This is a genomic window from Marinimicrobium sp. LS-A18 (genome assembly GCF_000463525.1).
In the GTDB taxonomy this organism is placed as follows: domain Bacteria; phylum Pseudomonadota; class Gammaproteobacteria; order Pseudomonadales; family Cellvibrionaceae; genus Marinimicrobium; species Marinimicrobium koreense.
The window spans coordinates 223707-236722 of sequence record NZ_AWEP01000003.1 but is presented as its reverse complement, the minus strand read 5'-3'; the positions used below and the strand labels follow the sequence as shown (position 1 = coordinate 236722).

At 59.7% G+C, this 13016-nt stretch carries 13 protein-coding genes; 11 read left to right on the top strand and 2 right to left on the bottom strand.

Features of this window, described 5'->3' with window-relative positions; translation table 11 throughout:
• The first annotated feature begins 178 nt into the window (after positions 1-178).
• The 6 genes from N645_RS0107320 (at position 179) to N645_RS0107295 (ending at position 6415) form a co-directional block, all read left to right on the top strand.
• A complete protein-coding gene (locus tag N645_RS0107320; protein WP_024460856.1) occupies positions 179-952 on the top strand; it encodes a hypothetical protein in 774 nt (257 codons plus the stop codon).
• Positions 904-1458 carry a ribosomal protein S18-alanine N-acetyltransferase gene (rimI, locus tag N645_RS0107315; RefSeq protein ID WP_238559218.1) on the top strand — a complete coding sequence of 185 codons (555 nt, stop codon included), beginning with the start codon at positions 904-906 and terminating at the stop codon, positions 1456-1458. Before N645_RS0107320 ends, rimI begins: the two co-directional genes overlap by 49 nt.
• 162 nt (positions 1459-1620) lie before the next feature.
• Positions 1621-3012 (top strand): MATE family efflux transporter, encoded by a 1392-nt coding sequence (locus tag N645_RS0107310; protein ID WP_024460854.1) that lies wholly within the window; start codon positions 1621-1623, stop codon positions 3010-3012.
• Positions 2999-4225 carry a HAMP domain-containing sensor histidine kinase gene (locus N645_RS0107305; RefSeq protein WP_024460853.1) on the top strand — a complete coding sequence of 409 codons (1227 nt, stop codon included), beginning with the start codon at positions 2999-3001 and terminating at the stop codon, positions 4223-4225. The genes N645_RS0107310 and N645_RS0107305 overlap by 14 nt, the downstream gene beginning before the upstream one ends.
• Entirely contained in the window at positions 4218-4739 is a 522-nt protein-coding gene (locus N645_RS0107300) for a response regulator transcription factor (RefSeq protein WP_238559217.1), read from the top strand. Before N645_RS0107305 ends, N645_RS0107300 begins: the two co-directional genes overlap by 8 nt.
• 92 nt (positions 4740-4831) lie before the next feature.
• A complete protein-coding gene (locus tag N645_RS0107295) occupies positions 4832-6415 on the top strand; it encodes a peptide chain release factor 3 (protein WP_024460851.1) in 1584 nt (527 codons plus the stop codon).
• A 77-nt stretch (positions 6416-6492) separates the two neighbouring features.
• Here the strand turns inward: N645_RS0107295 and N645_RS0107290 are convergent, their stop codons facing one another.
• Positions 6493-7638, bottom strand: coding sequence for a TonB family protein (locus tag N645_RS0107290; RefSeq protein WP_051174340.1), 1146 nt, complete (start codon positions 7636-7638; stop codon positions 6493-6495).
• Between the two features lie 309 nt (positions 7639-7947).
• Between N645_RS0107290 and N645_RS0107285 the strand changes: the two genes are divergently transcribed.
• The 3 genes from N645_RS0107285 (at position 7948) to N645_RS0107275 (ending at position 10079) form a co-directional block, all read left to right on the top strand.
• The gene (locus N645_RS0107285; RefSeq protein WP_024460849.1) at positions 7948-8592 is read left to right on the top strand and encodes a cyclic nucleotide-binding domain-containing protein; all 645 of its coding nucleotides are present in this window, start codon (positions 7948-7950) and stop codon (positions 8590-8592) included.
• A gap of 85 nt (positions 8593-8677) precedes the next feature.
• A complete protein-coding gene (locus N645_RS0107280) occupies positions 8678-9355 on the top strand; it encodes a flagellar brake protein (RefSeq protein WP_036160552.1) in 678 nt (225 codons plus the stop codon).
• Positions 9327-10079, top strand: coding sequence for a hypothetical protein (locus N645_RS0107275; protein WP_152521649.1), 753 nt, complete (start codon positions 9327-9329; stop codon positions 10077-10079). Before N645_RS0107280 ends, N645_RS0107275 begins: the two co-directional genes overlap by 29 nt.
• 65 nt (positions 10080-10144) lie before the next feature.
• On the opposite strand, the gene N645_RS0107270 is transcribed toward N645_RS0107275, so the two are convergent.
• On the bottom strand, positions 10145-10960 hold the full coding sequence (locus N645_RS0107270) for a hypothetical protein (RefSeq protein WP_024460846.1): 816 nt from the start codon (positions 10958-10960) through the stop codon (positions 10145-10147).
• A gap of 307 nt (positions 10961-11267) precedes the next feature.
• On the opposite strand from N645_RS0107270, the gene dinB reads away from it, so the two are divergent.
• A complete protein-coding gene (gene dinB / locus N645_RS0107265; RefSeq protein WP_024460845.1) occupies positions 11268-12326 on the top strand; it encodes a DNA polymerase IV in 1059 nt (352 codons plus the stop codon).
• Positions 12327-12525: 199 nt separating this feature from the next.
• Positions 12526-12951, top strand: coding sequence for a biopolymer transporter ExbD (locus N645_RS0107260; RefSeq protein WP_024460844.1), 426 nt, complete (start codon positions 12526-12528; stop codon positions 12949-12951).
• Positions 12952-13016: the final 65 nt, after the last annotated feature.

The following is a 13016-nucleotide window of genomic DNA, read 5'->3' as shown; positions in this document are numbered from 1 at the left end:
GATAAGCCGAAGGCGCATCCGCCGTAACCCCAACCCAACAAGAAACCAAAGATCGCGTAGGGCGGATCGGTCCGACACATCGGAGGGCAAAGCCCGCATCCGCCGTAATCGGCCCGACATTGTGGGTGATGTTTGCTAGAATGGCGGATTGATCTGGTTGGGCACTGTGACCTCTTTTATGAATGAATATCAGCGACAGGCTTATCTGGACGCCCTGGGCATGGAGCAGTATGTTCCGCGCTGGCTGATGCCTCATGCGCCAATGCCCACCGCCTGCGAGCTCCCTGTGGTTGAGCCGCCGTCGGCGGCGCCTGCGGTGGCTCGGGAGCCTGCAGCTGAGCGGGTGCCCGCTGAGACACCGCGTCCGGTGGCGGATTTCCTGAACGATATGCGCGAACCGGCCAAGCCGACGCGGCGGGAAGCGCCGCCGGAGCCGGAGAAGGTGGCCGCGGCGGAGCCGCCCGCCGAGCGCATCGAGCCCTTTACCCTCAGTATCTGGCGCTCTCCCCTGCCAATCCTGGTAGTCGATGCCCGCCAGCCCCGTGCGGCCATGCCCACGGACCGGTTGCTGCGCAACCTGTTGCAGGCGTTGGCACCCCACGATTCGCAGCGGGTCAGCGAAGAGGTGTTGCCCTGGCCGCTGGTCAACCACAAAGCGGTGCGTCTGACCGCCGATGATGCCCGAGCGGAGCTGAGTACCTGGTTGGAAACTGAACTGACCAACCGGCCGGTGCGCCATCTGTTGCTGATGGGGGAGTCGGCTGCGCGCTTCCTGTTGCCGGAAGACAAGCCATACGATGAGGTTCTCTGGCAGTCGCTGTCCCTGCCACCGTTCGATATGCCCACGCTGGTCGCGCCCAGTCTGCTGGAAATACTGCGTAACCCGGACCTGAAGCGGCCGCTTTGGGCGGCAGTGCAGCCCTGGTTGCCAATGGACGTGCCCGCGAGCTGACTCCTTTGACCTCCATGACCCTGACTCCCCACCCCTCGCCCTCCACGGTAACCACTGCCACCGGCCTCAAGCTGATTTTTCGACCTTTGGCGTCCGCCGATATCGAGGTCGTCATGGCGCTGGAGAAGCAGGTTCAGAGCCACCCCTGGCGACGGTCCAGTTATGACGACTGCCTGACCGGTCGTCATCACTGCTGGCTCGCTGAGCATCAGGGGCAGCTGGTGGGATTTGTGGTGGTGACCTGGGCCGCGGGCGATGCCGAGCTGCTCAATATTGCGGTCGCGCCGAATCGACAGCGCCAGGGCGTGGGGCAGGCGCTGTTGGATCTGATGCTGGCGCAGGTCAAGCCCTTTGCCAGTATGGTGTTTCTTGAGGTACGGGTGTCCAATCACTCCGCAATCGCGTTTTATGAGCGGGAGCAGTTTTTCGAGTTGGGGCAACGGCCGAATTATTATCCTACCGCCCGGGGACGGGAGGATGCGTTGATTTTGGCAAGGCAGCTGTAGGGTGGCATAAGGCCGCAGGCCGTCATCCACCACCAACCCGGTGGCGTCAGAGTGTTAACGGTGGATGACGGCCGTTGGCCTTATGCCACCCTACCTGCCCCCGAAGTGCGGGGGTCTGGGGTATACTGTCCCGCTTTGAATCCGCCTGCCGCCGTGGGGTTTATGTCACGACCGCTTACTGCAACGCTCACCGAAGGTCCCGTGGCCGGCCAGCTGCGGACCCTGGCCATTCCCATGGTCTGGGGGTTGCTGGCCACCATGTCATTCAATGTGGTGGATACCTTCTACGTGGCGCAGTTGGGCAACCAGCCACTGGCGGCGATGAGCTTTACCTTCCCGATCGTGATGATTATTACCAGCCTGGGCATTGGTCTGGGAGCGGGCTCCTCGTCGGCCATCTCCCGCGCCATCGGTGAAGGGGATGCCAGTTACGCCCGCCGCCTGGCCACCGATGCGATTAGCCTGACCTTTCTGGTATCGGCCAGCATGTGCCTGCTCGGCTGGCTGTTGATGGACCCGCTGTTCAGCCTTCTGGGCGCCACGCCCGACCTGTTGCCCCTGATTCGTGACTATATGTCGATCTGGTTTATCAGCGCGCCCTTTCTGATGGTGCCCATGGTCTGCCTATCGGCCCTGCGCGCTCTGGGGATGAGCCATATCCAGGGATACCTGATGAGCGCGGCGGCGCTGTTCAATGCTGCGCTGGACCCGCTGCTGATTTTTGGGCTGTGGGGCTTTCCGGCCCTGGAGCTTCAGGGCGCGGCGCTGGCCACCTTGATTACCCGCCTGCTGACCTTTCTGGTGGCCTTTTATATTCTCGCCGTGCGGGTTCGGCTGCTGACCTATCCCTGGGTGGCCTGGCAGGCGCTTATGCGATCCTGGAAAACCATTGTGCATGTCGGTGTTCCCGCCATGGCCACCAATGTGATTGTCCCGTTGGCGAGTGCGGTGGTGACGGTCATGGTCGCTCGCTACGGGACCGATGCGGTGGCCGGGCTGGGAGTGGCCATGCGGATCGAGCCGCTGATGCTGATCGTGTTTTATGCGCTGTCCGGCGTTATCGGCCCGTTTTTCGGGCAAAACTTCGGGGCCGGGCAACACCATCGGTTGAATGAAGCGGTGAAGGTACTGTCGCTCTTCTGCCTGGGCTTTGGTCTGCTGCTCGCGGTCTTTCTGTGGCTTTTTGGCGGGTTGCTGGCGAGCCTGTTCAGTGAGCATGAAGAAGTGTTGCGGGTGGCGGCTTTCTATCTGGCCGTGGTGCCTTTCAGTTACGGCGCTTACGGCATAGTGATGTCGGTCAATGCCGCCTTTAACGGCCTGGGGCGTCCGATGCCGGCAATGGCGCTGTCCGCTGGTCGGGTAGCCTACGTGTTTTTGCCTCTGGCGTTGCTGGGCCAATGGATCTGGGGGTTGGAAGGCATCTTTATGGCCACGGCGCTGGCCAACTGCCTGGTCGGCCTCTGGGCCTGGGAGTGGCTGCGCCGTTACGTCCAGCAGGTTCGGGCCGGTGAGCGCGCAATGACGCCGGTGGAGGCGGGCCATGACCCCCACTGAGCGCAGCCCGGAGCAGTACCTTCAGTGGGTGCGCTGGCTGCTGATTGCCGTGCTGCTGGTGCCCATGGGTCAAGACGTCCTGTCCGAGACTGCGCTGACGGTGGATGGCTGGCTGGGCCTGTGGTGTTTTGCCCTGGCGGTGCAGCTTGTCGCTTACTCGCCGTGGCCGCGTGCTGAACATCGGCGGCTCAGTCTCCATCTGTTATGCGATATTGCGCTCTGGAATGGGGTGGTCTGGCTCACGGGCGGTGCTACCAACCCCTTCGCCGCGTTGCTGTTGATTCCTCTGGTGTTGGCCTTCCTTTTGTTGCCCTGGCCGTGGGCGGCTCTGCTGTTGATCGCGAGTATTGCGGGGCAGCTGGTACAACTGATGGCGGTGTCCGATACTCACCTGGGGCACGGCGGCATGGGCGGACATTTTCAGGCCATGGTGGCGGGTTTTGTGATCGCGGCCCTGTTGCTGGCATTGACTTTACTCTATCTTCGCCGGCAACTGCATCAGCGGGATCTGGATCTGCAGCGGCTGCGGGAAACCCAGTTGCGCGATGAGCAACTCCTGGCGGTGGGAACCGCCGCCGCCCAGTTGACCCACGAAATGGCCACACCGGTACAGTCGGTCGGTTTGTTGTTGGATGAAGTGGAGCTCGCTCTGGCGCCCGCCGACCGTCAAGTGACGGAGACCGAGCGCCAACTGATCCGCCAGCAGCTGGCGCGTATTCAGGGGTTGTTGGCTGATTGGCGACTGATTGCCGAGGATGTCCGCGCGCGGCGCATGCAAGCGCTGCCTCTGGACCAGTTGATTCAGTCGGTCCGTCAGCTGCTGAGCATTACCCGTCCCGGTGAGCCGGTGGACTGGGGCGAGATGGAAGGGCTGGCCGGTTATTGTGTGCGGGCCGATCGCACGCTGATGCCGGCCATCCTGAGCCTGCTCAACAATGCCCTGGATGCGGGCGGTTCGGTGCGGGTGAGTGGTTACTGCTCTGAGGGACTGTGGCGGCTCGACATTGATAACACCGGTCGGCCTCTGACACCGGAGCAGCGGGCGCGTCTGGGGGCCGAATGTCTGCCCAGCGATGAGGGGTTTGGCGTGGGCGCACTGGTGAGCTATGCCACTCTGGAGCGGTTTGGCGGGCAGGTGTACTGGTCCGGCGACGACCATAGCACTCGGACCCGGTTGGAATTGCCCATTCAGGAGTGTTCTGACGGTGACTAGGTTGTTACTGATCGACGATGATGCGCTGTTTCGCGACCTGATGACTCGCCGCCTGGGGCGCGAGGGCTTTGAGGTCAGCGCCTGCGCCGATGCGGAGGACGCGCTCGCCTGTGATCCCGAGCCCCTGGATGCGATTCTGCTCGATCTGATGTTGGGCGAGCGGTCCGGGCTGGACCTGATTGCGGAACTCAAACAGCGTTTTCAGCCCCGTGAATTGGTGGTGCTCACCGGTTACGCCAGCATCGCCACCACTGTGGAAGCGATGAAGCGCGGTGCCACCAACTACCTGGCCAAGCCGGTGGACCTGGCCCAGCTCCTCAAGGTGCTGAGAGGCACCGACGTGGCACAAACCGAGCCGCTTTCAGGCCGTCACGTCACCCCCGCCGAGCTGGAATGGGAGCATCTGCAGCGGGTACTGCTGGAGCACGATGGCAATATTTCCTCCACCGCCCGGGCCCTGGGCATGCACCGGCGCACTCTGCAGCGCAAGCTGAAAAAGCACTCGCCTTTCTAGCCGGGCATCGGTCGGCCGCGATACACGGCTGCCAGGCGTCCGGAATTCCGGTATGATGCGCGTTTTTTGCGCAACTCCGAGGTCGATTGACTATGTCATCTGGCAGCTTTGCCGAGAAAATCCAGCGCCGGCGTACTTTTGCCATCATTTCCCACCCGGACGCCGGTAAAACCACCATCACTGAAAAGCTGTTGCTGTTCGGAAGTGCGATTCAGCAGGCCGGCTCCGTGAAAGGTAAGCGAGGGCCCCATGCCAAGTCGGACTGGATGACCATGGAGCAGGAGCGTGGCATCTCGGTGACGTCCTCGGTGATGCAGTTCCCCTACAAGGAACGCATCGTCAACCTGCTCGATACCCCCGGGCACGAAGACTTCTCGGAAGACACCTACCGCACCCTCACCGCCGTGGATTCGGTGCTGATGGTGTTGGACGGGGCCAAGGGTGTGGAAGACCGTACCATCAAACTGATGGATGTCTGCCGGTTGCGCGATACCCCGATTCTGTCTTTCGTGAACAAGCTGGACCGGGAAGCCCGGGACCCGGTAGACCTGCTGGATGAAATCGAATCGGTCCTGAACATCACCGCCGCTCCGGTCAACTGGCCGCTGGGCATGGGGGTTGATTTCAAAGGCGTTTACAACCTGTACACGGACACCATTCACGTGTACGAGAAAGGTCAGGGACACACCATTCCCGCTGACACACAAATTCAGGGGCTGGACAGTGCAGAAGCCAGTGCGTTGCTGGGTGATGACGCTGAAGATATTCGCGAGCAGATCGAGTTTGTGCGCGGCGCGACCTCGCCCTTTGATGTCGAAGAATACCTGGCGGGACGTATGACGCCGGTGTTTTTCGGTACGGCCCTGGGCAACTTTGGTGTTCGCGAAATGCTGGATCACTTTGTGGACTGGGCGCCCAAGCCCATGCCTCGCATGACCCATGATCGGGAAGTACAGCCCAACGAAGAAAAACTGTCAGGCTTTGTGTTCAAGATTCAGGCGAACATGGACCCGAAACACCGGGACCGTATTGCGTTTATGCGCATCTGCTCGGGCACCTACCGCCAGGGCATGAAGATGCGTCATGTGCGCCTGGGTAAGGATGTGAAGATTGCCGATGCGGTGACCTTCATGGCCGGCGACCGCAGTGCGGTGGATGAGGCCATTGCTGGCGATATCATCGGGCTTCACAACCACGGTACGATTCAGATTGGCGATACCTTCACGGAGGGTGAACCGCTGAAGTTTACCGGCATCCCGCACTTTGCCCCGGAACTGTTCCGCCGCATCCGCCTGAAAGATCCGCTCAAAACCAAACAGCTGCAGAAGGGGTTGCAACAGTTGGCGGAAGAGGGGTCTACCCAGGTATTTTTCCCGCTCAATAACAACGATATTGTGGTCGGCGCGGTTGGGGTGCTGCAGTTCGAGGTGGTGGCCTACCGGTTGAAAGACGAATACAAGGTTGAGGCCATCTACGAGCCGGTCAATGTGGCGACCGCGCGCTGGGCGGAGTGTGAGGATCCGAAAAAGCTCGAAGAGTTCAAGCGCAAGTGTGCGGATAATCTCGCCCTGGATGGGGGTGGCTACCTCACCTATCTGGCGCCAACCCGGGTCAATCTGTCCCTGACCGAGGAGCGCTACCCGGAGGTGAATCTGCGGGCGACACGGGAGCACTGATCAACGGATCATGTTCTGATTACGAAAACGGCGCCTTAAGGCGCCGTTTTCGTATCGTTACAACGGTTTCGGCGCTGTTATTCCGGGACCACGAAGGTAAAGGGTACCGAGAACTCGTACACGTCTCCGCGAATGACCTCGGGCACGTCCGGGAAGGGTGCTGCTTCCCGGATGGCCCGCTCGGCCTCCCGGTTGAGCAGGGAGTGTTCCGACTCTTCCAGCATATTCATGCTCTGGATGGCGCCCGCGCGATCGATTACCACTGCCACGCGAATCTCCCCTTCCTGCCCGCGCTGAAGGGCGCGTCGAGGGTAGCTGGTGTTTTGCAGGATGCTGCGCATCAGGTTGGAGAAGTACAGCTGTTGCGCCCGCAGAGACTCGGCGGTCAGTAGCGGCTCGTCATCCTCTTCCTCTTCTTCGGCAACTACCGCCGGTTCGGGTTCAGGCTCGGGCTCCGGTTCTGGCTGAGGCTCGGGTTCTGGCGCTGGTTCGGGCTCCGGCTCTGGCTCCAGGGACGCCTTCGGCATGTCCAGAGCGGTCACCAGCGGGGCGGTCGCGGCTGCAGGTGGCGCGCTGGATTCCGGCTCGGGCGACGGCTCGGGTTCCGGTTCCGGCTGATTCCACTGGGCCACGGTTTCGATCCGCGCGGCTGAGGGCTCGATGGCTTCAAAGCGCGAACGCAGGTCATCGGGGATCTCGTTCGGAGAGAGCAGGTTGTCCCGGAAGGTCGATGACAGAGGGACATTGCCCACCCAGGCACGGGCCAAGATGTTGAAGAAGGGCTCATCCTCAATTACCCCGAGCTCGACGCCATTCAACCCCACCGTAACGCCGGTGCCGGGGTTGAGCTCGATGGCGACCACATCGTTCCGACGCAGACGTCCCCGGAACAGGTTGGAGAAGGCCACCATGTTGTCGGCCTGCGCGGTGAGGGCGCTGCCGCTGTTGTTGATGGAGACCCCTTCAATCCACATTCGGCTGAAGCGCCGGGACGGGATGCCATCGTCGGCCGTAATGCGCAGCTCCATGCGCTTGGCGCCGGGGCTGTTGAGCGCCATGTCGGCGCTATCAGTTCTGGACTCAAGATAGAGTGCACCAATGAACATTTCATTGCCCAGTTCCTGATGAGACGCCAGGCCGTTCAGGCTTGACGCCGCCATTGCCGAGGGGGCGAGGTACAAGGCAAACGAGAGCAAGACAGAAATAACTGAGGCTTTGAACATAAGCGAATCCCAATTCACATCATTATTATGTGCGTCCCGTAATTCCGCACTTCGTCGGGCATCAGCCGGCTATCATACAATAAAATGTTGATTTGATGGGCAGTGTGGGTCGGACGAATTTGGGCAAAAATGGGGCAGGTCTATTCCTTTGCGTCATAACCGTGCAGATTTCTCAACACGGAGCAGAGCCGGTTGTCAGACGTCAATGGACAAGGCTATGATGCGGAGCAACCCCTGTGGGCGGTGGAGCCGGCCCCGGGGAATAATAAACAATATACTGACCGCTCCGGGGCAGAGAACTTGGCAACTATGGAAATAAAACCCCTCAACAAATTTCCCCGAGATACCGTTGAACGTTGGTTGCTCACCATTCCTTTTTACAAAACCGTCAAACAGCAGGACAACTGGCAGTTCGAAATTCTGCTGGATCGGGCCCATATCGCCTACTACGAACCCGGTGAACAGGTACTGCAGCGCGGTGAGCGGGACCAGTGGCTGTATTTTCTGCTGAGAGGGCAGCTGGACGTATACCCCAATGAGCAGGTGGAAGGTCCCTCCATCAATCAGATTACCCCGGGCGAAGTGTTCGGTGATCTGGCCATGTTGATTGGCCATGAACGCACGGCGACCCTCATTGCTTCACCGGGGTGCCGGCAAGTGGTTGTACTGGCCTCGGACTTCAGCGAATTTGCCAACCTGGAGTCCAACCGGCCGATCACCCAGGCCACCAAACTCGCCTACTATCGGAATACCGTGCACAGCCTTCGCTGGAAGCTCGAGGTGTACCGTGCCCAGAATCCGCAGCACAGCTTTGCCAACCGTCACCGGCAGATCCGGTTGTACACCGGTCCCAAGGACACCCGCGAGGAGCTCTCGGCCCTGCACGCCCAGGCGCAATCGCTGGCGCGCCTGTTGCTGGAGTGGAATGGTGAATTTGGAGCGGCGCGTCGTTAGTTGGCCGGTAAATTTGCTATCATGAGGTTTATTCCGCGCCCGGCGGCCAATGGCCGGGTCCGATTGTATTCTGTTCAGGGCCACTATGACCTTTGACGATTTGAAACTTCGGCCGGGCTACCCGCTTCAAGTCCAGGTCGAAACCAGTACCGGGATGTCCGAACGCTACCCGTGCCGCTTTGTGGGTGCCATGCCAGGGCGGGCGCTATTGCTGTCAGTGCCTCGGGTTAATGGTCGCTTTCTGCGCTTGCGTCCTGGGCAGAAGGTTGTGGCCCGGATGATGGTGGCAAATGGGGTCGGAGTTTTCACCTGCTCGGTGGAGAGCCAGGCCACGGAGCCCTACCCACTGTTACACCTCGACTACCCCGAAGAAGTCGGCTTTAAAGGCATTCGGCAGTCCACCCGTGTGGAAATAGACTTGCCGGTCGTGGTGCTCAACCAGAGCAGCCTTGAGGCCTCCGAAGTGGAAGCCCGTGTGGTTGATATCAGCCTGTCGGGTGCGCGCCTGGAGTTGGATCGTATTCTGGGCGATATCGGAGACAAAGTATCCATTACCGCCCAGGTTGAAGTGGCCGGGCTCTATCGTGATCTGCGCCTCGAGGCGGTCATCCGCTCCCGGGTTGAGCGCAGTACCCAGGAGCTCAAGCAGAACACCCCGGTAGTGTACGGGCTGGAATTCATTGAGGCGGATGAAGATCGCCGCTTGCTGTTGGCCGCCTATGTGTATGCAAAAATTGCCCAGGATCAATTACCCACACCTTAGCGCCGGTCTGGCGTTGTGCCTGTGTCTGAGCGCGGCCACTCCGGTCCAGTCGGTTGAGCTGGAGCAGCTGTGGCTGCCCAAATCCTATCTACGACACCTGCCCCGATTGTATGACGCTGCGCGCCTGGTGGAGGAATCCCCGGGTTGTGAAGAGCTGCTGGAGGGCACCAGTCATCTCGGGCGGAGCACACTCGAGCGTCCCGTCTTCACCCTCAAGTGCCGCAATCCATCGGGCCAGACTTTCAGCCTGATGGTCGACGGTCCCAGCCTGATGAAAGTGGATGACACCCGTCCCGGTGGCCTGGTGTCCTTTGAGCAACTGCGGGAAGAGTATGAGCTGGCGCAGCAGCGTGAGCGGGAGCGACAAGAGAAAGCCCGAGAGCTCGCCGCCCTGGAAGCGCAAAAGCAACAGACCGAGCAGGAGCGCCAGCAGTGGTTGCAGTGGTGGGAGGATGAGTTTGCCCGGCGGGAGACGCTCTGGAAGGAATGTGTCGCGGCACTGGAGCAGCGAGTGGGTGGAATGCAGGCACTGGAATGGCTGACTACCGAGCGCCCTGAGCCCGAGTTGGGGCAGGAGCCAAACCTGGAAAGCCATCCGCCGCTCACCTATGTGATCGACTTCAATGCAGAGAGCTATTATGGCGAGGCGTTGTTTTATCGGGCGTCTTGTCGCCAGGACGACCAAGGGGAACTGGAGCTGGATATCAAGGCGCGAAGGGACTAGATAAAAATGGTCAGACACAAAAAAGGGTCCCTGAGGACCCTTTTTTGTGGAACCGCCACTAGCGTTTAGGCGCTGGGGGTTGCCTTGGCGGGACGGCCGCGGCGGGCGCCGGCCTTTTTCGCCGCTGCTTTTTTAGCGGTGGTTTTTTTGGCCGCGGTTTTGCGGGTGCCGGTTTTCTTGGTGGCGGCCTTCTTGGCAGTGCTCTTACGCGCAGCGGTTTTCTTGGTCGCTGGCTTTTTGGTCGCCGCTTTTTTCTTGGCGGTGGTCTTTTTGGTGGCTGCCTTGGCTTTGGCGGCGGCCTTTTTGGCTTTTGCCTTGGCCTTGGCGGCGGCTTTCTTGGCCGCTACTTTCTGCCGTGCTGCCAGTTTCTTGGCGGCGGCGCGGGCGCGGGCGGCTTCTTTTTTGGCTTTCGCTTTGGCTTTGGCGGCCGCTTTCTTGGCGGCGGCTTTGGCGCGAGCGGCTTCTTTACGAGCGGCGGCCTGCTGAACCTTGGCCATGGCGGCTTCGGCTTTGGCTACGGCTTTGTCGTGCTCATTGGCCAGTTTGTTGGCGGCCTTGATTTCGGCCAGGGTCTGCTTGGCGGCTGCCAGATCAGCTTTGACCGTGTCGTGAGCGGCCTTCGCCGTGTTCACTGCGGCCTTGGCGGCTTCTGCCTGCTTGGCCGCGGCGGGGGTTTTCTTCTTGCGCGCGGTGGCCAGCTTGGCGCGGGCTGACTTGACTTTGGTCGCCGCTTTGGTGGCTTCCTTGGTCAGTGCTGTTACGGTTTTCTGGGCATCGGTTTCCTGTTGAGTGCGGGCTTTGCTCAGTTGCGCTTTGACCTGAGCGAGCTCTTTTTCCAGTTGCGCAACAGCGTCAACGGACGATTTTTTGCGTGCAGCCATGGTTTGCTTCCCTTATTGTTTTGGAAGAAAAATGAAGGATGAATAAAAAGCAAAATACAAACAGGTGATAAGTTAAAACTTTGTGGTGAAAATTCAAGTTTTTTATTGCGAAATCAGGAAAATAAACCGCTTTTTCGTAAAAAAAACCCGTTTTCGGGTTTTTCGAACAGTCGATTGAAATGTTTACCGGTTGGTTTTGAGTTTGGCGGAAGGCTCACCCCTGATTCGTCATTGGACTGCGGGCGTTATCCTTGAGTGCGTTTTCTGTATATAATCACAGGTATGATTCAAGGTCGGGACACGCTTTGTGCGTAAAATTATTCACTGTGATGCGGACTGCTTTTTTGCCGCAATCGAGATGCGGGACGATCCGAGTCTCCGTCATCGTCCGATTGCGGTGGGGGGCAGCTCGGATCGGCGTGGCGTCATCTCCACCTGTAATTATGAGGCGCGGCGTTACGGCGTTCGCTCGGCAATGGCGTCGGCTTACGCCAAGCGTTTGTGTCCGGACTTGCTGATTGTGCCGCACCGGATGGATGCTTATCGGGAAGCGTCCCTGCAAATGCGTCATGTGTTCTACGATTTTTCCGAACGAGTGGAACCTTTGTCGCTGGATGAGGCCTATCTGGATGTGACCGACAGTGAACACTGTCAGGGGAGCGCCACCCGGATCGCCGAGGCGATTCGCGAGCGGGTTCGCGACGCGCTGGGTATTACCATTTCGGCCGGCGTTGCGCCCAATAAATTTCTGGCCAAGGTGGCCAGTGATTGGCGCAAACCCGACGGTTTGTACGTGGTGCCTCCGAAGCAGGTGGCGGAGTTCGTTCGTGCGTTGCCCGTTGAGCGCGTGCCGGGTGTCGGCCGGGCCACGGCTCAGAAGCTGGCGCAGATGGGTGTGACCACCTGTGGTGACCTGCAGGCTTTTGATGTGTTTGAGCTCAGTGAGCGCTTCGGGGCCTTCGGTGTGCGTCTGCACCACCTGTGCCACGGGCGTGACGAGCGGGCGGTGACGGTCAGCCGGCGTCGCAAGTCCCTCAGTGTGGAGCACACCTTTGCCCAGGACCTGCCCGACCTCGAGCATTGCCTCGGGCAGTTGCCAGGGCTGCTGCAGTCTCTGGCCCTTCGGTTGCGCCGGGTTGATGGCGATTATCGGGTGGTCAAGCGGTTCGTGAAGCTGAAGTTTGAGGATTTCACCTCCACAACCCTTGAGCGGGCCGGGACCGATGTCAATCAGGCCGCTTACCGGGCGTTGTGTGAGGAAGCGTTTGTGCGCGGCGATCGGCCGGTCAGGCTGCTCGGCGTTGGGGTGCGGTTTGTGGATTTACGGGAAGATCAGGCTTTTTACCAGCTCGATTTATTCTCTTAGCCGCATTTTTATGGCAGTTTCACCTTTGTCAGGGTGTAAAAAGGACCATTAGCGGGCGTTGGGATGGCGACAACGGCAAGAAAGCGATGGTCATGCAGCGGTAAAAGCTGTTAGTATTCGGGTCTGTTTCTGGGGGGCTCAAGGGCGCCCAGTGATTTCAGACACCCAGTGATTTCAGATAAGAACGGGAGTAAGTGCGGTGAGAAGAAAGAAGAGCCGTAGCGGTGATGATAGTAACGATATCGATTTGACGCCCATGCTGGACGTGGTTTTCATCATGTTGATCTTCTTTATTGTGACGGCTTCGTTCGTCAAGGAGATCGGCCTGGACACCAACGTCCCCGAAGAGAATGACCAGCCGCCACCGGAAAATGCGGATCCCAACATCGTGGTCGATATCCGTCAGGATAACCAGGTGTGGATGGAAAACCGTCGTGTGGATACGCGGGCGATTCGTTCCAACATTGAGCGGATGCGCGCGGAACTGCCGGAAGCCACGGTGATCATTCGTACGCACGAACGTGCTGATGCTTCCGTTTATGTCTCGGTAGCAGATGCCGCTCGGGCGGCCAATGCACCTAGTGTTGTTCTTGTGCCCATGCCGGAAGAAATGCGCGCCCGTTAAGGCCGCTTTTTTGACGGACATAAAAAAACCACCGAGCGATCGGTGGTTTTTTTATGTCCGTCTAT

Excerpts from the sequence above, each read along its gene's own strand:
- N645_RS0107280 (WP_036160552.1), top strand. The coding sequence starts at position 8,678 with ATGACCTTTGACGATTTGAAACTTCGGCCGGGCTACCCGCTTCAAGTC.
- N645_RS0107285 (WP_024460849.1), top strand. The coding sequence starts at position 7,948 with ATGGAAATAAAACCCCTCAACAAATTTCCCCGAGATACCGTTGAACGT.
- N645_RS0107320 (WP_024460856.1), top strand. The coding sequence starts at position 179 with ATGAATGAATATCAGCGACAGGCTTATCTGGACGCCCTGGGCATGGAG.
- N645_RS0107310 (WP_024460854.1), top strand. The coding sequence starts at position 1,621 with ATGTCACGACCGCTTACTGCAACGCTCACCGAAGGTCCCGTGGCCGGC.
- N645_RS0107290 (WP_051174340.1), bottom strand. The coding sequence starts at position 7,638 with ATGTTCAAAGCCTCAGTTATTTCTGTCTTGCTCTCGTTTGCCTTGTAC.
- N645_RS0107305 (WP_024460853.1), top strand. The coding sequence starts at position 2,999 with ATGACCCCCACTGAGCGCAGCCCGGAGCAGTACCTTCAGTGGGTGCGC.
- N645_RS0107270 (WP_024460846.1), bottom strand. The coding sequence starts at position 10,960 with ATGGCTGCACGCAAAAAATCGTCCGTTGACGCTGTTGCGCAACTGGAA.
- N645_RS0107295 (WP_024460851.1), top strand. The coding sequence starts at position 4,832 with ATGTCATCTGGCAGCTTTGCCGAGAAAATCCAGCGCCGGCGTACTTTT.